Origin of the sequence: Streptomyces spiroverticillatus, assembly GCA_014650415.1 — a bacterium.
Classification (GTDB): Bacteria; Actinomycetota; Actinomycetes; order Streptomycetales; family Streptomycetaceae; genus Streptomyces; species Streptomyces spiroverticillatus.
Genome location: BMUX01000006.1, coordinates 92,855 through 108,984 on the forward strand (window position 1 = coordinate 92,855; position 16,130 = coordinate 108,984).

A 16,130-nucleotide genomic window follows, 5' to 3' on the forward strand; every position below is an offset into this window, starting at 1 on the left:
CCGCGAGGACGGGATCACATCCGAGGGTCGGCCCCCACGGTCGGCCCTCGGCATGACAGTCACAGTATTGCGCTGGTCAGCGCGGGTATATGCCCAAAAGTCCCACCCGTTCGTGACTTTGGTCCCGAAGGGGCCCCGGGTGTTCCCGACGGGGGATTCCGGTGGGTTTCGGTGGGTGGTGTGCGGGGTGCCGGAGGGGTCAACTCCCTTTCCGCGCCCGGATTCTGGACGAGGTCTTCCGCTGAGCGGAGTGGATCGCTACCTTTCCGGCAACGCATAACGCCCCGTGGCAGCGCCGCCTCGGAGCGCAGCCGGTGCCATGGCCTGCCGGCGGCCTCTGCGCGCGTTGCCGACGGGACCGGCGACGCGATCGATGCGCAGCAGGACCGTCCGCACTCACCACAGAGGAGTGGGCGTCGTGACCGCGGAGACTTCCCAGACGCTCGACAGAGGACTACGGGTCCTCAAGCTGCTCGCCGATACGGACCACGGTCTGACGGTCACCGAGTTGTCCAACAAACTCGGCGTCAATCGCACGGTGGTCTACCGGCTGCTCGCCACGCTGGAACAGCACGCCCTCGTCCGCCGGGACCTGGGCGGCCGCGCCCGGGTCGGGCTCGGGGTGCTGCGGCTGGGCCGGCAGGTTCACCCCCTGGTGCGGGAGGCGGCGCTCCCCGCGCTGCGCTCCCTCGCCGAGGACATAGGGGCGACGGCCCACCTCACCCTGGTCGACGGCGCGGAGGCCCTCGCCGTCGCCGTGGTCGAGCCGACCTGGACGGACTACCACGTGGCCTACCGGGCGGGCTTCCGCCACCCGCTCGACCGGGGGGCCGCGGGGCGGGCGATCCTGGCCGCCCGGCAGAGCGTCCTGACCGAGCCCGGGTACACGCTGACCCACGGCGAGCTGGAGGCCGGGGCGAGCGGGGCCGCCGCGCCGCTCATAGGGGTCACCGGGGTGGAGGGGAGCGTGGGGGTCGTCATGCTCTCCGACTCGGTGCCCGAGCGGGTCGGGCCCCGGGTGGTCGACGCGGCCCGGGAGGTCGCCGACGCACTCAGGTAGGGGCGCGGCTCGGCCGGACAGGGGCGCGTCCCGGCTGGACAGGGGCCCGGCCCGGCAGGACAGGGGTGTGCGGGGCGGCCGATAGATTGGGGGCGTGCTCCCTCTTTTCTCTCGGCTCTCCCGCAACAGCCGTCTCGCCCTCTGCGCCCTGCCCGTCGTCGTGCTGCTGGGGGTGGCGGCCCTGGCGCCGTTGCCGTTCGCGGTGGCGCAGCCCGGGTCGGCCACCGATGTCCTGGGCAAGGACAGCAAGGGCCGGCCGGTGATCAGCGTGACCGGGGTGCCGACCCGGGAGACCGACGGGAAGCTGCGGATGACGACCATCGTCGCCACCGGCCCCTCCATCGACCACCGGGTTGCCGAGCTGGCCGACGCCTGGTTCCGGGACGACCGGGCGGTCATGCCGCACAGCGTGGTCTACCCGGTCGGCGGCGACGACAAGGAGATCTCCGAGTACAACCAGGGCGAGATGGTGAAGTCGCAGAACAGCGCCGTCTCCGCCGCCCTCAATTACCTCGGCGACAAGGGCAAGGGCGCCAAGGTCACCCTCAACCTCGCCGACGTCGGAGGGCCCAGTGCCGGGCTCCTGTTCACCCTCGGCATCATCGACAAGATCGACGGCAACGGTGCGGGCGGCGACCTCACCGGCGGTCTCGACGTCGCCGGTACGGGGACCATCGAGGCGGACGGCACGGTCGGCCAGGTCGGCGGCGTACCGCTGAAGATCAAGGGCGCCAGGGCGGACGGCTCGACCGTCTTCCTCGTACCGAAGGCGGAGTGCGAGCAGGCGAAGTCCGACCTGCCGGACGGGATGCGCCTGGTGCCGGTGAGCACCCTCGACGACGCGGTGTCCTCGCTCAGGGAGCTGGCGAAGAAGGGCGGGGCGGGGAAGGTTCCGAGCTGCTGACCAGCGCAGGCTGCTCCGCAGCCGTTTGCGGGGTGGCCCCCGGAGCTCGCAGCGGCATCGCCCCCGCAGCCCCCTCCGGTGCCATCCCCGGAGTCGTCTCCGGCGGTACGTCGTCCATGGTTCGCCAGGACGGGAAGACCAGCGGGCTCAGCGTCGCCACGAAGTAGAGCCCGCCGACCAGCAGCAGCGCCGTGCGCAGGCTCGTTCCCTCGACCAGGAAGCCCGCCGTCAGGCCGCCCAGCGGCATCGTCAGCTGGCAGCCCGCCGTGATGATGCCCTGGACGCGGGTCCGCAGCTGCTGCGGTACGCGCTCGAAGACGACCGTGGACAGGATCGGGTTGAGCGTGCCGATCAGCAGCCCGCCGAAGGCCATGGTGAACGCCAGCGGCAGTGTGCTGTCCGTCAGCGCGGCGACCAGGAAGCGCGGCACCTCGCCCAGGAGGAACGCGGTCGTGAAGACCGCGCGCCGCGAGAAGCGGTGCCCCACGGCCCCGTACAACAACGATCCGAGCAGCGTCGCCGCGCCGAACATGGCGCTCAGCAGGCCGAGTTGGGTGGCCCCGCCGAGGTTGTCCCGGGCGTGCACGGGGAAGAGGACCGCGCTCCACGACTGGTTCAGTCCGTTGGTGAGCATCACCATCAGGACGACGGCCAGCAGCAGTCCGCCGGACGCCACGTACGCGTAGCCCTCGCGCAGGTTGCGCCGGTAGTCGGCGAAGGAGGTCCGGGCGGTCGACTTCATCGGCTCCGCCGCCCGCACCCCGCGCACCCCGCCCGCGATCAGTGCCGCCGAGACGGCGAAGGTCGCCCCGTCGAGGAACAGCACCGCCTCAGCGCCCAGCAGCGCGATCAGCACACCGGCGAGCGAGGCGCCGGCCATGCGGGCCCCGCCCGACGCGGCCTCGAAGAGGGAGGCGGCCCGGGAGAGGGTGGTCCCGGCGCGTTCGGCGAGGTCGGGGATGAGCACCGACCGGGAGGTCATGCCGGGCGTGGCGACCAGACCGCCGAGCGCCATCAGGGTGCACAGCATCCAGAACTCCAGCACCCCCGCGTAGTGCAGCAGGGGGATCGCGGAGACCGTGAGGCCGCAGATCAGGTCCGTGGTGACGCTGGTGCGCCGCCGCCCGAACCGGTCGATCAGCGGCCCGCCCACCAGCGCCGCCACCACCACCGGCAGCGTCGCGCAGAACGCCACGACACCGGCCCGGCCCGCGCTGCCGGTGGTCTGGAGCACGAACCAGGGCACGCCGATCAGGGTGAGCGAGTTGCCCATGGTGGAGATGGTGTGCGCGGTGAGGAGGGCGGCGAGCGGTCGCCGGTCGGTTCCGCCGCTCGCGCCTCCGGCGCGGCCCCGGCCCTGCGGCCCCCCTGCCCGCAGGCCGCGGCTCACGAGACGTCGGCCGTACGGAACCGGGTGTCGCCGGAGGTGCGGACGAGCCGCAGGCCCAACTCAACGAGGGCCCAGCCCACTTGGGCGCGTACATCACGGGTGGGCAGGTCCGTGTGCGGCGCGGCGGAGGCCCGGCGGTCGGCGGTGGCCTCGCGCTGGAGGTCGGCGGTGCGGGCGTGGTGTACGTGGCGGAAGGTGTCCGGGTGCATGGCGGTGCTTCCTCTCGGTCGTGGTGGTGCCGGGGGAGGGGTGGGCCGTGCTCAGGAAGGGGGGCGTCAGCCCTTGGGGAGCGGGAAGCCGTGCAGGTGCAGCCGGTACTTCCGGGAGCCCTCCGGCAGCTCGTCGCCGTCGTCGGCAGGACGGTAGCTCTCGATCAACTCGTTGATGCGGACGTTGAGTTCACGCGCCAGCTCCGGAGTGAGGGCCATGGTGAAGTCGCTCATTTCGGTGGACCGACGCCAGTTCTCCGGCCAGTCGCGCGCGGTGGCGATCCAAGTGCTGAGCTCCTGTGTGTGCTGGTTGGCGACCTCGTGCATGAAGAGGTCCGCCGCCCCGCGCACCGCCGGGTCCGGGCTGTTGGCCAGCGACGAGTCGAACGTCGTCCCGTCATGTGCCGACCGCCACCACCGCTCGCGCCCCTTGCCCCGCTCCGGGGCGTCCTCCACGAACCCGTACGCCGCCAGCTGCCGCAGGTGGTAGCTGGTCGCCCCGCTCGACTCGCCCAGTCTTTCCGCCAGTTGGGAGGCGGTGGCCGGGCCGGTCAGGCGCAGGGCGCGCAGGATCTGGATGCGCAGGGGGTGGGCGAGGCCACGCAGGGTGCGGGCGTCGAGCGCGTGGATCTTCCGCTCGGCGGACTGCTCCTGGGGCCCCTCGGGGCTCGGGGCGTCCGGCAGCGGCTCGGCCGGACCGGTGGCGGCGTCGTCAAGTTCGGGCATGCCTCAACCGTAGAGTTGCAAAGACTCAGTTGCAAGGGTCTTTTTGCAACTAGTGCTTTGCAACGAAGTGTTGGCACCCAGCGTCCACCTATGACTCACCCCGCGCCCCCAACTCCCCACCCCCTACCCCTCCTTGATGAAGCCCTCCCTGACCAGCCAGTCCTTCGCCACCGCATGGGGATCGTCCCCGTCGACGTCCACCTTGGCGTTCAGTTCCTGCGCGACCTCATTGCTGAGCTTCGCCGTGATCGGGGCCAGCAGGTCCGCGATCGCCGGGTGCTTCTTCAGGGTCTCGCTGTTGACCTCGGGGGCGGCGTTGTAGTTGGGGAAGAAGCGCTTGTCGTCCTCCATCACCGTCAGGTTCATCGCCTTGATCCGGCCGTCGGTGGTGAACACCGCCCCGTACGTGCAGGACGTGCCGGCCGCGATCTGGGTGTAGATGACGCCGGTGTCCATCTTGATCAGGTTGGCGGGCGGGATCTTCATCCCGTACGCCTTCTCCATCCCCGGCACCCCGTCGTCCCGCGACGCGAACTCCGCGCCCACGCACGCCGTCACCGCCGCCGGGTCCTTCTGGGAGAGGGCGGCCACGTCGGAGAGGGTCTTGGTCCCGTACTTCTTCTCGTTGGCCGCGTTCATGGCCAGCGCGTACGTGTTGTTGAGGGTGGCCGGGGGCAGCCAGCTGATGCCGTTCGCCGCGTCCGCGTCGCGGACCGCCTCCCACTGCGCGCGCGGGTCGGTGATCGGTTTGTCGTTGCCGAGGTACGTGATCCATGCCGTGCCCGTGTACTCGTACATCACGTCCGCGTCGCCGCCCTTGACGGCCTCCCGCGCACCGATCGAGCCCTGGATGCCGGTCCGGTCCAGTACGTCCGCACCCGCCGCCTCGAAGACGAGCCCCAGGATCTGCCCGAGCACGAGCTGCTCCGTGAACTCCTTCGACGTGACCGTCAGCCGCGCACCCTTCAGCGGCAGCCCCGCCCCGACCGTTCCGGGCCGTACGTCGTCCACCATCGGGCTGCCGCTGGTCAGGCCGCAGCCTGACGCGCCGGAAACCAGTACCCCGCCGAGAGCCAGCCCCACCAGAGCGCGCCTCATACCCCGACCTCCAGTCCCCGCGGCCGCAGCAACAGCTCCACCAGCGACGCCAGCCAGTCCACGAACAGCGCCAGCGCCACCGTCAGCAGCGACCCCAGCACCAGCACCGGCATCCGCTGCGTCTGGATGCCGCTGGTGATCAGGTCGCCCAGCCCGCCGCCGCCCCCGAAGGCGGCCAGCGTCGCCGTGCCGACGTTCAGCACCAGCGCCGTCCGTACGCCCGCCAGGATCAGCGGCACCGCCAGCGGCAGTTCGATCTTCGTCAGCACGCCGGCCCTCGACATGCCGATCCCGCGCGCCGCCTCCAGCAGCGTCGGATCGTTGGCCCGCAGTCCCGCGATGGTGTTGGAGAGCACCGGCAGCACCGCGTAGACGACCATGCCGATCAGGGCGGCCTTCTTCCCGATCCCCAGCCAGATCACCAGCAGGGCGAGGAGTCCGATCGCGGGCGTCGCCTGCCCGATGTTGGCCAGCGCGGTGGCGACCGGTGCGGCCCTGCGCAGCGCGGGCCGGGTCAGCAGGATGCCCAGCGGGATCGCGATGACCAGCACGAAGAAGGTGGAGATCGCGGTCAGTTCGACGTGTTCCTTGAAGCGCAGCCACACATTGCCGTCGGCCAGCGCGTTCTGTGCGATCGAGTCCAGGTCCGCCGAGCGGAACCACAGCCACGTCACCAGCAGCACCACCGCCAGCACCGCCGGCATCAGCACCACCTTCAGCCACGTCACCCTTCGAGGCAGCCGCTCCGAGGCCACCGCCGACCCCACCCCCGCCGCCTCCGGCGCCCCGGTCTCGGCCCCGTCGTCCCGGAAGGCCACACCCCGCACCTCGTGCTCACCCTCGGGCCGCCCCCGGTCACCGCCGCCCGAACCGCCCCGGCCGTCCGCGCCCGCGCCCGAGCCCGCCCCGCCCACGCTCGACGGGCTCACGCGGGCCCCTCCGGCCCACCCGCATCCCGTACGAAGGGATGCTCCAGCCCCTCCTCCGGCAGGCCCCCCGCCGACCGGTGCTCCGCCGCCTCCAGCCGGTCCGCCTCCAGCATTTCCTGTACGGAGTTCATCAGCGTCGCCATGTCCACGACGCCCGTGTACTCCCCGCGCCGCCCGGTGACCGCCACCCGCCCCCCGTTGTCGATCAGCACCGCCTCCAGCGCGTCCCGCAGCGTCGCGTCCCGCGTCACCGTGTCGTGCACCAGCGTCCCGGCCCGCGCCAGCGAACCCTTCGCCCGGCTCAGGTCGCCCCGCCGCAGCCACTTGTACGGCCGCCGATGCCGGTCAAGGAGCAGAAGCTCGTTCCCCTGCGAGTCCCGCAGCTTGTCGAAGATGTCCTGGAGCGGGTCGTCGACCGTCACCGTCGGGAAGTCGGCGATCTCCACATCCCGTACGCGCGTCAGGTTCAGCCGCTTCAGCGCCGCCCCCGCGCCCACGAACCCCGACACGAAGTCGTCCGCCGGGTTCGTCAGGATCGCCTCGGGCGTGTCGAACTGGGCGATGTGCGACCGGTCCCGCAGCACCGCGATCCGGTCCCCGAGCTTGATCGCCTCGTCGAAGTCGTGCGTGACGAAGACGATCGTCTTGTGCAGCTCGTGCTGGAGCCGGATCAGCTCGTCCTGCAAGTGATCACGGGTGATCGGGTCGACGGCCCCGAACGGCTCGTCCATCAACAGAACCGGCGGATCGGCCGCCAACGCCCTTGCCACACCCACCCGTTGCTGCTGCCCGCCCGACAGCTGGCGCGGATACCGCCCCCGGAACTGCCCCGGATCGAGCCCCACCAGGTCGAGCATCTCCTCGACCCGGTCCTGAACCCGCGACTTGCTCCAGCCCACCATCTTCGGCACCAGCGCGATGTTCTGCGCGACCGTCATGTGCGGGAAAAGACCGGACGACTGGATGGCGTACCCGATTTTCCGGCGCAGCTTCACCGGATCCATGTCGGTGACGTCCTCGCCGTCGATCCGGATCCGCCCGGACGTCGGCTCGATCAGCCGGTTGATCATCTTCAGCAGGGTGGTCTTGCCACCGCCGGAGGGCCCGACGAAGACGACGGTCTCGCCCGCCCTGATCTCCATCGTCACGTTGTCGACGGAGGGGTACGGGTTCCCCGCGTACTGCTTGGTCAGGTTCTCCAGCCGGATCGCGGCACCGGAAGCCGAAGCAGCCCCGGAAGCCGAAGCAGCCCCGGAACCCGCGGCGGCACCACTCGTGGCAACGGGCGTCTCAGGCACGAATCCCCCTCGGGATGGTCAGACGCCCCACCAGGACGTACACGGCGTCGAAGAGCAGGGCGAGCAGCACGATGCCGAGCGTCCCGGCCAGCACCTGGTTCAGCGCGTTCTTGCTGCCGAGCGACGAGATGCCCCGGAAGATCTCGTTGCCGAGTCCGGGCCCGGAGGCGTATGCGGCGATCGCGGCGATGCCCATCAGCATCTGCGTGGCGACCCGGATCCCGGTCAGGATCGGCGGCCACGCGAGCGGCAGCTCCACCCGCACGAGCTGCGCCGCCCGCGACATGCCGATGCCGCGTGCCGCGTCCACCAGCGTCGGGTCGACGCCCCGCAGGCCCACGATCGCGTTCCGTACGATCGGCAGCAGCCCGTACAGCACCAGCGCGATCACGGTCGGCGCCACACCCAGTCCCACCAGCGGAATCAGCAGACCGATCAGCGCCAGCGAGGGCACGGTCAGGATGCCGGAGGCCGCCGTGGTGGCCAGGTTCCCGGCCCATTCGCTGCGGTACGTCAGGACGCCGATCAGCACGCCGAGCACGGTCGCCACGACCATGCACTGGAACACCGCGCTCGCATGCTGGAACGCGTCGGCCAGCAGCTGCTGGTACCGGTTGCCGAGGTACTCCCAGAAATTCACGGGTCACTCCTCGGCGTACGTGAGGCAACGGTCAGGACCGCTGCCAGGACAACGGTCAGGTCAGCCCGGACGCCTGCTCCACCAACGGGATGATCCGCAGCGGAACGGGATTTTCCATGACGATTGCCGTGGAAGCCCGGACGATGCCATCAAAACCCACAACCCGGTCGATCACACGTTGAAGGTCCGCGTTCGAGCGCGCGACCAGCCGGCACAGCATGTCCCCGTGTCCGGTCGTCGTGTGCAGCTCCAGCACCTCCGGCACCGACGTCAGATGCGCCCGTACGTCCGCCCCCTGCCCCTGTTTGATCTCCAGCGTCGCGAACGCCGTCACCGGATAGCCGAGCGCGGCGGGGTCCACGTCCGGCCCGAACCCCCGGATGACGCCATTCGACTGAAGCCGGTCCATCCGCGCCTGCACGGTCCCGCGCGCCACACCGAGCCGTCGCGACGCCTCCAGCACACCGATCCTCGGCTCCCGCGCCAGCAGCACGATCAGCCGCCCGTCGAGCTCGTCCACTGCCATGCCTGCCCCCAGGGGTGGTCATCCTGTACAGATAGCCCGGCCATCCTCGCCCTCCGCTATGCACATTGACCAGCGTTTGTGCGAACTATTGCGCACCTTGCGATGTGGATGGACGCTCCCCTCATGACTGAGACCACTGAGCACGTCACCCCGACCACCGCGCGCGAGGCCGACCCCTTCCCGGTCAAGGGCATGGACGCGGTCGTCTTCGCCGTCGGCAACGCCAAGCAGGCCGCCCACTACTACTCGACCGCCTTCGGCATGAAGCTCGTCGCCTACTCCGGACCGGAGAACGGCAGCCGCGAGACCGCCAGTTACGTCCTGACGAACGGCGCCGCCCGCTTCGTGTTCACCTCCGTCATCAAGGCGGCCACCGACCACGGCCGCTTCATCGAGGCCCACGTCGCCGAGCACGGCGACGGCGTCATCGACCTCGCCATCGAGGTCCCGGACGCCCGCGCCGCGTACGCCTACGCCACCGCGCAGGGCGCCACCGGTCTCACCGAGCCGTACGAGGTCAAGGACGAGCACGGCATCGTCGTGCTTGCCGCCATCGCCACGTACGGCAAGACCCGCCACACCCTGGTCGAGCGCAAGGGCTACGAGGGCCCCTACCTGCCCGGCTTCGTCGCCGCCTCCCCGATCGTCGAGCCGCCGGCCAAGCGGACCTTCCAGGCCATCGACCACTGCGTCGGCAACGTCGAGCTCGGCAAGATGAACGACTGGGTCGGCTTCTACAACAAGGTCATGGGCTTCACCAACATGAAGGAGTTCGTGGGCGACGACATCGCCACCGAGTACTCCGCGCTCATGTCGAAGGTCGTCGCGGACGGCACCCTCAAGGTGAAGTTCCCGATCAACGAGCCCGCGATCGCGAAGAAGAAGTCGCAGATCGACGAGTACCTGGAGTTCTACGGCGGCGCGGGCGTCCAGCACATCGCGCTCGCGACGAACGACATCGTCGCCTCGGTACGGGCCATGCGCGCGGCTGGTGTTCAGTTCCTCGACACCCCCGACTCGTACTACGACACCCTCGGCGAGTGGGCCGGCGAGACCCGCGTGCCCGTCGAGATCCTCCGCGAGGAGAAGATCCTCGTCGACCGCGACGAGGACGGCTACCTGCTCCAGATCTTCACCAAGCCGGTCCAGGACCGCCCGACCGTCTTCTTCGAGATGATCGAGCGCCACGGGTCCATGGGCTTCGGCAAGGGCAACTTCAAGGCCCTCTTCGAGGCGATCGAGCGCGAGCAGGAGAAGCGGGGCAACCTGTAACTCCCTTGCGGGGCGCGTGACTTCCCCTTCGGGCGCCTCACTCGATCTCTGCGGCCCCACGGACCTGCCCCGTGGGGCCGCAGTGTTTCTCCGTACCGGGGTCAGCGCCGCTTGCGGGGTGCGGCGGGTGCGGTGCCCCGGGTCTCCTGGCCGCGCGGCTCCGTCTTGCGCGCCTTCGGCCGGTAGCCCCACACATTGCGCGGACCGCCCTCCGGCGGCTCGCCGAGCCGGTCCAGGGAGGTGCGGGCGCGCGGGGCCCACAGCGGCGAGAACGCCGGGTGCACGCGCAGCGCCTCCTCCAGGTGCCGGCGGGCCGCCCCGTACTCGCCGAGCGCCCGCTCGATCTCGCCCCGGTGGTACAGGAACAGCGCGTTCCGGGCGCCCTCCTTCACCGCCCTGCGCGCGTATTCGAGGGCCGCCTCGTCGTCGCCGGTACGGTGCAGCGCCCAGCCCAGCGCGTCCGCCACCTCCGCCCCCGGATGCCGCGAGAACTCCTCCCGCAGCAGCTCCACCGCCGTGTCCGCGTCGCCGTGGTCGCTCTCCAGCCGCCCCAGTACGAGGTCCCCGCGCACCCCCTGCCGGGCGTTCCACGCCACCTCGGCCCGCGCCACGTCGTACTGGGCGCTCCCGTTCCCGGTCGTGGCCTCCATCAACTCGCCCAGTTCCAGGGAGTATTCGGGCCTCGGAGTGAGTGCGAGTGCCGTCTTGTACGTCTTCGCCGCCTCCGCCGTACGGCCCAGGGCCGCCAGCACCCGGGCCCGGCCGGCCACCGTCGCGCCCTGCCCCCGCTCGATGCTGAGCGAGGCGTCGTAGTAGCCGAGCGCCTCCGCCAAGTCGCCGCGCTCCCAAGCGAGTTCGCCCGCACGGCGCAGCTGTTCGGCCTTCTCCGGGCCGCCGCCCGCCGCGATCACGGCCTCCGTCGCGAGGACGGCGGCGTCCTCCCGCCAGCCCTTGTCTCGGTACGTCTGTGCCGTCCAGCCCAGTGCGGCCGCCCCGCCGCGCTTCTCCATCAGCTCCTCGGCGGTCCGCGCCGCCGCCTTCGCGTCGCCCATGCGGCCGTACGTGTCGATCAGTAGCGGATACGTCGCCCACTCGTTCGGTGCTTGCATCTGCACCACCTCCGCCGCGCGCTTGGCGGCGGCGAAGTTGCCCCGTGCGTGGGCGAGTTCGGCCATGGCGACCAGGGCGCGGAAGTTGCCCCGCTCGGCGGTGCGGACCGTCAGGGAGTGGCGCAGGGCTGCTTCCGCCTTCGGGTAGTACAGGGTGTCCGCCGCCCGCAGGCCCCGGGCGGTCAGGGCCGCACCGAGCTCCGCCCAGACCGCCGCGTCCCGGGGGTTCGCCCGTGCGCGCGCCTGCATGGCGGCGAGGGCCGCGGCCGATCCGGGCGCTCCCGCGACGGCCCTCGGTGCGGGCTTCTCCTCGCCCCCGATGGCCGTCACCGCGACCCCTCCGGCGACCAGCGCCCCCACGACGCCGAGCACCGCAGCCCCCTTCCACCCGACCCAGGCCCGGGCCCCCTTGGGCTCCGCCTCTTCCACCCCATCCCCCTCGGGCGACGCGGCCGGAAGGGGGTCGGGCCGGGGCGCATCCGGGTGGGCCGGAAGCGGGAGGGGCCGCCCCCCTTGCCCGCCCGTCCCGCCCCCGGGGGGCGGCCCCGCCGCCCAAGGTGGGCTGGGCGGGAGGGCAGACCTCGCCCCCGGATACGGCGCAGGCCCCTCCGCCCCGGGGGGCGGTCCCTCCCCCCAAGGAGGGCCGGGCGGAGGCACCCCCGGGCCCCCCTCCACCCCACCCGCCCCAACACCCTGTTCCGGCTCCCGTGCATCCATCCCGCCACCATGCGCCAGTACGACGAGCACACCCGCCCACCCCCATCCATTCCGCAGACGGGTTCACACCGATGGCCCCGAGTGCCAGGCTGGCCCCATGCCCCTGGACGATCTTCAGGCCCGGCTCCGCACCGGCCTCCCGGACGACGCCCTGATCACCGACACCGACGTGATGGCCTCGTACGCCCACGACATGGCCAGCTTCTGCGCGGCCGGCACCCCCGCCGCCGTCGTGCTGCCCCGTACCGTCGAGCAGGTCCAGCACGTCATGCGCACCGCGACCGAGCTGCGCGTCCCCGTCGTCCCCCAAGGTGCCCGCACCGGCCTCTCCGGCGCCGCCAACGCCACCGACGGCTGCATCGTCGTCTCCCTCACCAAGATGGACCGCATCCTCGACATCAGCCCCGTCGACCGGATCGCCGTCGTCGAGCCGGGCGTGATCAACGCCGTCCTCTCCCGCGCGGTCGCCGAGCAGGGCCTCTACTACCCTCCCGACCCCTCCAGTTGGGAGATGTGCACCATCGGCGGCAACATCGGCACCGCCTCCGGCGGCCTGTGCTGCGTGAAGTACGGCGTCACCGCCGAGTACGTCCTGGGCCTCGACGTCGTCCTCGCCGACGGACGGCTGCTGCGCACCGGCCGCCGCACCGCCAAGGGCGTCGCGGGCTACGACCTGACCCGGCTCTTCGTCGGCTCCGAGGGCAGCCTCGGCATCGTCGTACAGGCCGTCCTGGCGCTGAAGCCCACTCCGCCCGTCCAGCTCGCCCTGGCCGCCGAGTTCCCGTCCGCGTCCGCCGCCTGCGAGGCCGTCTGCGCGATCATGGAACGCGGGTACGCCCCCTCGCTCCTGGAACTCATGGACCGCACCACCCTCCGCGCGGTCAACGCCATGGCCCACATGGGCCTCCCCGAAACCACCGAGGCCCTCCTCCTCGCCGCCTTCGACACCCCCGACCCGGCCGCCGACCTGGCCGCACTCGGCGCGGTCTGCACGGAGTTCGGCGCCACCGAGGTCGTCCCCGCCGACGACGCCGCCGAGTCCGAACTCCTGCTCAAGGCCCGGCGGTTGTCCCTCACCGCCCTCGAAGCCGTCAAGACCGCCACCATGATCGACGACGTCTGCGTGCCCCGCTCGCAGCTCGCCGCGATGATCGACGGCACCGCCGCCATCGCCGAGAAGTACGACCTCGTCATCGGCGTCTGCGCCCACGCGGGCGACGGCAACACCCACCCCGTCGTCTGCTTCGACGCCGCCGACCCCGACGAGTCCCGCCGGGCCCGCGAGTCCTTCGACGAGATCATGGCGCTCGGCCTGGAACTGGGCGGCACCATCACCGGCGAACACGGCGTCGGCATCCTGAAGAAGGACTGGCTCGCCCGCGAACTCGGGCCCGTGGGAATGGAGTTGCAGCGCTCCGTCAAGGCCGCCTTCGACCCGCTCGGCCTCCTCAACCCCGGAAAGCTGTTCTAAGCCGTACGGACCAGGTCCAGCGGCCGCCCCCGCATGGGCCGTTGGTCCGATGCGGCCTGCGCGCGGTCCCGAATAGCGTGCCGGGTACGGCAGTCGACCGTATCCCCGAGGAGGAATCGTGCCCGCACGACTCGACCACACCATCGTCCACAGCCGCGACCGCTTCGCCTCCGCCCGCTTCCTCACCGAACTGCTGGGCGCCCCGGACCCCAAGCCCTTCGGCCCCTTCGCGAGCGTCCCGCTGGAGAACGGCGTCACCCTCGACTACATGGACGACAGCGGCCGTATCGTCCCCCAGCACCTGGCCTTCCTCGTCACCGACGCCGAGTTCGACGAGATCTTCGCCCGCATCCAGGAACGCGCCGTCCCGTACTGGGCCGACCCGTACTCCTCCAAGCCGCAGCAGATCAACCACGAGCACAAGGGCCGCGGCTTCTACTTCCGCGACCCGGACAACCACTCCCTCGAAGTCCTCACCCACACCTACGTGACCGACTGACCCCGCCCTCAGCCCTCGCCCTCCTGCGAGGTCGCCAACAGCTCGGCCAGGGCGTCGTCCAGGCCGAGCTGCCCGCGCTCGCTGCCCAGCGGCACCACGTTCAGCGTCCGCTCCAGCCAGGCCGACACGATCGGCGACGACGCCTCCAGGAGTGCGTCCCCCTCGGGCGAGGTCAGCGCCAGACACACGACCGAACGCCCGTCGACCTTGGTCGGCCAGATCCGGACATCTCCGTGCCCGCAGGGCCGGAACACCCCGTCGACCAGCAGTTCGCGGGCGAACGTCCAGTTGACCGGGTAGTCGGAGCCGATGTGGAAGGTGACGTGCACGGCGTACGGGTCACTCGTCCGGTAGACCAGCCGTGCCGGTACGGGGATGGTGCGTTCGGGGGACAGGACGAGGTTCAGCTCCAGCTCTCGTTCCACGACGGTGTGCTGCATGGGGTTCCGCATGGGGGTGCACTTCCTTTCCGGTACGGGGCCCGAGGGCGGGCCGTACAAGGTGAGAGCGCGTACCCCGCTTCCCATTACGCGACTTCGGCGGAAGTTTTTCCGGACGACCGGCAATGACCGAAAAGTGGTGCATCCCGGCGGACCGGCCCGGTGGCAGGCGGGCGTCTGGTAGATGTGGACCCCGGAAATCAAGACATCCACACCTCAAGACATCGCGGCCACTCACAGATACGGGACACGGTGATGAGCGCCCCCACACCGGCCAACGGCGAGAACACACCCGGCCACGGCTTCTATCCCGATCCGTCCATCCCGGGCTACGTCCGCTACTGGAACGGCAGTTCGTGGGTGCCCGGCACCAGCCGCCCGGCCCCCGCGCCCGGCGAGCCGATGCCGACCCCGCCCCCCGGCGCCGTCCCGGCCCCCGCGCCCGCCGGCCTGCCCGACCTGGCCTCGGTCCCGGCCCCGGCGCCGACGCCCCGCGTGGAGGAGACCGGGCCCTTCCCGCCCGCCGTCGAGGAGACGGGCCCCTTCTTCTTCGACGAGGACGACCAGCCGGCCGCCCAGTCCCCGGCCCCGTCCCAGGAGCGCGCCAAGCCCGCCCCGTCCGCCTCCGGCCGCGAGGTCCAGGTCCGCCGCGCCCCGGAGGCCCCGGTCGCCTGGCAGGCCGACACCTCCCGCCAGTCCGGCTTCGGCGGTGACCACGACCGCCGCGTCTCCTGGGGCTCCCCGGCGGACGCCCCGTCCCCGTCCGCCGCGCCCTCCTCCTCCGGTACGTCCGCCACGCGCCCGGCGGCCGCCGCCCTCACCCCCGCCCAGGACCGCGCCCCGGCCCCCCGCGACCCCCGCACCCCGGCCGACGCCCTCCCCCCACGCACGGAACGCCCCGCCCTCGAATCCACTGCCCCCGATTCCGCCAGCCCCCTTGGGCGGAGGGGCCGCCCCCCGGGGGCGAGTGGGGCATCCCCTGCACGAGCGGAGCCGAGTGCTTGGGGAAGGGCGGACAAGGGGGCGGCCCCCGGCGGTGCCGCACCCCTCGCTTCCCCCCGGCCGACCCCCGACACCGCCGCACCCAAGACCGCCGCACCCAGGCCCCCCGCCCCGACGCCCGCCGACGGCACGATGTCCATCCGTACCGTCAAACCCCACCCCCGCCCGACCGCACCCGCCCAGGCCGCCCCCCACCCCCAGACCGCGACCGCACCCCCGGTCACCCCCTGGAAACCCCCCGTCGAAGACCCCTTCACCCGCGCCGCCCGCGAGCAGGCCAACGCCCGCCCCGCGAGCCTCGGCCGCCGCCTCGCCGCCCGCCTCCTGGACACCCTCGTCCTCGGCGCGGCCGTGGCCGCCGTCGCCGTCCCCCTGGTCACCCGGGCCGTCGACCACATCGACGAGAAGATCCGCGCGGCCAAGCTGTCCGGCACGACGGTCACCGTCTACCTCCTGGACAGCACCACCGTCGGCATCCTGGGGATCATCCTCGGCACGTTCCTGGCCCTCGGCCTGCTCTACGAAGCGGTCCCCACCGCCAAGTGGGGCCGCACGCTGGGCAAGAAGGTCTTCGGCCTCCAGGTCCGCGACATCGAGGAGCACGAGCCGCCCCGGTTCGGCGGTGCGCTGCGCCGCTGGCTGGTGTACGGGGTGCTGGGCGTGCTCGGCATCGGGATCCTCAACGTCCTGTGGTGCCTGGTCGACCGCCCCTGGCGGCAGTGCTGGCACGACAAGGCGGCCCGTACGTTCGTCGCGGGCAGGCCCGGCGGCCGCTGACCCCGGGGGCCCCCACCACCCCCTCCTCACCGACTTGGCCCACACCGTCCCCCGAACGGCGTC

At 71.8% G+C, this 16,130-nt stretch carries 16 protein-coding genes; 6 read left to right on the forward strand and 10 right to left on the reverse strand.

What is annotated here, in order from left to right; genetic code table 11:
• The first annotated feature begins 418 nt into the window (after positions 1-418).
• The gene (locus IE269_RS17640; protein ID WP_189823961.1) at positions 419-1,060 is read left to right on the forward strand and encodes an IclR family transcriptional regulator; all 642 of its coding nucleotides are present in this window, start codon (positions 419-421) and stop codon (positions 1,058-1,060) included.
• Between the two features lie 94 nt (positions 1,061-1,154).
• Complete coding sequence (locus IE269_RS17645; protein WP_189823962.1) at positions 1,155-1,964, forward strand: hypothetical protein; 810 nt, start codon at positions 1,155-1,157, stop codon at positions 1,962-1,964.
• On the opposite strand, the gene IE269_RS17650 is transcribed toward IE269_RS17645, so the two are convergent.
• From IE269_RS17650 to IE269_RS17685, 8 genes are all read right to left on the reverse strand, one after another.
• The gene (locus IE269_RS17650; RefSeq protein WP_189824273.1) at positions 1,915-3,237 is read right to left on the reverse strand and encodes an MFS transporter; all 1,323 of its coding nucleotides are present in this window, start codon (positions 3,235-3,237) and stop codon (positions 1,915-1,917) included. The two genes, IE269_RS17645 and IE269_RS17650, sit on opposite strands and share 50 nt — an antisense overlap.
• A gap of 113 nt (positions 3,238-3,350) precedes the next feature.
• Positions 3,351-3,563 carry a hypothetical protein gene (locus IE269_RS17655; protein WP_189823963.1) on the reverse strand — a complete coding sequence of 71 codons (213 nt, stop codon included), beginning with the start codon at positions 3,561-3,563 and terminating at the stop codon, positions 3,351-3,353.
• A 66-nt stretch (positions 3,564-3,629) separates the two neighbouring features.
• Positions 3,630-4,289 carry an ArsR/SmtB family transcription factor gene (locus tag IE269_RS17660; protein ID WP_189823964.1) on the reverse strand — a complete coding sequence of 220 codons (660 nt, stop codon included), beginning with the start codon at positions 4,287-4,289 and terminating at the stop codon, positions 3,630-3,632.
• A gap of 123 nt (positions 4,290-4,412) precedes the next feature.
• Positions 4,413-5,387: a glycine betaine ABC transporter substrate-binding protein gene (locus tag IE269_RS17665; protein ID WP_189823965.1), complete on the reverse strand. Its 975-nt coding sequence runs from the start codon at positions 5,385-5,387 to the stop codon at positions 4,413-4,415.
• Positions 5,384-6,316 (reverse strand): ABC transporter permease, encoded by a 933-nt coding sequence (locus IE269_RS17670; RefSeq protein WP_438817584.1) that lies wholly within the window; start codon positions 6,314-6,316, stop codon positions 5,384-5,386. Before IE269_RS17670 ends, IE269_RS17665 begins: the two co-directional genes overlap by 4 nt.
• On the reverse strand, positions 6,313-7,614 hold the full coding sequence (locus tag IE269_RS17675) for a betaine/proline/choline family ABC transporter ATP-binding protein (RefSeq protein ID WP_189823966.1): 1,302 nt from the start codon (positions 7,612-7,614) through the stop codon (positions 6,313-6,315). Before IE269_RS17675 ends, IE269_RS17670 begins: the two co-directional genes overlap by 4 nt.
• The gene (locus tag IE269_RS17680; RefSeq protein ID WP_189823967.1) at positions 7,607-8,254 is read right to left on the reverse strand and encodes an ABC transporter permease; all 648 of its coding nucleotides are present in this window, start codon (positions 8,252-8,254) and stop codon (positions 7,607-7,609) included. The genes IE269_RS17675 and IE269_RS17680 overlap by 8 nt, the downstream gene beginning before the upstream one ends.
• A 55-nt stretch (positions 8,255-8,309) precedes the next feature.
• Positions 8,310-8,780, reverse strand: coding sequence for an Lrp/AsnC family transcriptional regulator (locus IE269_RS17685; RefSeq protein WP_189823968.1), 471 nt, complete (start codon positions 8,778-8,780; stop codon positions 8,310-8,312).
• Positions 8,781-8,903: 123 nt separating this feature from the next.
• Between IE269_RS17685 and hppD the strand changes: the two genes are divergently transcribed.
• Positions 8,904-10,052 carry a 4-hydroxyphenylpyruvate dioxygenase gene (hppD, locus tag IE269_RS17690; protein WP_189823969.1) on the forward strand — a complete coding sequence of 383 codons (1,149 nt, stop codon included), beginning with the start codon at positions 8,904-8,906 and terminating at the stop codon, positions 10,050-10,052.
• A gap of 101 nt (positions 10,053-10,153) precedes the next feature.
• Here the strand turns inward: hppD and IE269_RS17695 are convergent, their stop codons facing one another.
• Positions 10,154-11,590, reverse strand: coding sequence for a tetratricopeptide repeat protein (locus IE269_RS17695; protein WP_189823970.1), 1,437 nt, complete (start codon positions 11,588-11,590; stop codon positions 10,154-10,156).
• A gap of 391 nt (positions 11,591-11,981) precedes the next feature.
• Here IE269_RS17695 and IE269_RS17700 point away from each other — a divergent pair, with 391 nt between their 5' ends.
• Together IE269_RS17700 and IE269_RS17705 are read left to right on the forward strand one after the other, a co-directional pair.
• Positions 11,982-13,349: an FAD-binding oxidoreductase gene (locus tag IE269_RS17700; protein ID WP_189824275.1), complete on the forward strand. Its 1,368-nt coding sequence runs from the start codon at positions 11,982-11,984 to the stop codon at positions 13,347-13,349.
• A gap of 118 nt (positions 13,350-13,467) precedes the next feature.
• Positions 13,468-13,848 carry a VOC family protein gene (locus IE269_RS17705; RefSeq protein WP_189823971.1) on the forward strand — a complete coding sequence of 127 codons (381 nt, stop codon included), beginning with the start codon at positions 13,468-13,470 and terminating at the stop codon, positions 13,846-13,848.
• Positions 13,849-13,856: 8 nt separating this feature from the next.
• On the opposite strand, the gene IE269_RS17710 is transcribed toward IE269_RS17705, so the two are convergent.
• On the reverse strand, positions 13,857-14,288 hold the full coding sequence (locus tag IE269_RS17710) for an SsgA family sporulation/cell division regulator (RefSeq protein ID WP_189824276.1): 432 nt from the start codon (positions 14,286-14,288) through the stop codon (positions 13,857-13,859).
• Between the two features lie 255 nt (positions 14,289-14,543).
• On the opposite strand from IE269_RS17710, the gene IE269_RS17715 reads away from it, so the two are divergent.
• Positions 14,544-16,067: an RDD family protein gene (locus IE269_RS17715; protein WP_189823972.1), complete on the forward strand. Its 1,524-nt coding sequence runs from the start codon at positions 14,544-14,546 to the stop codon at positions 16,065-16,067.
• The last annotated feature ends 63 nt before the right edge of the window (positions 16,068-16,130 follow it).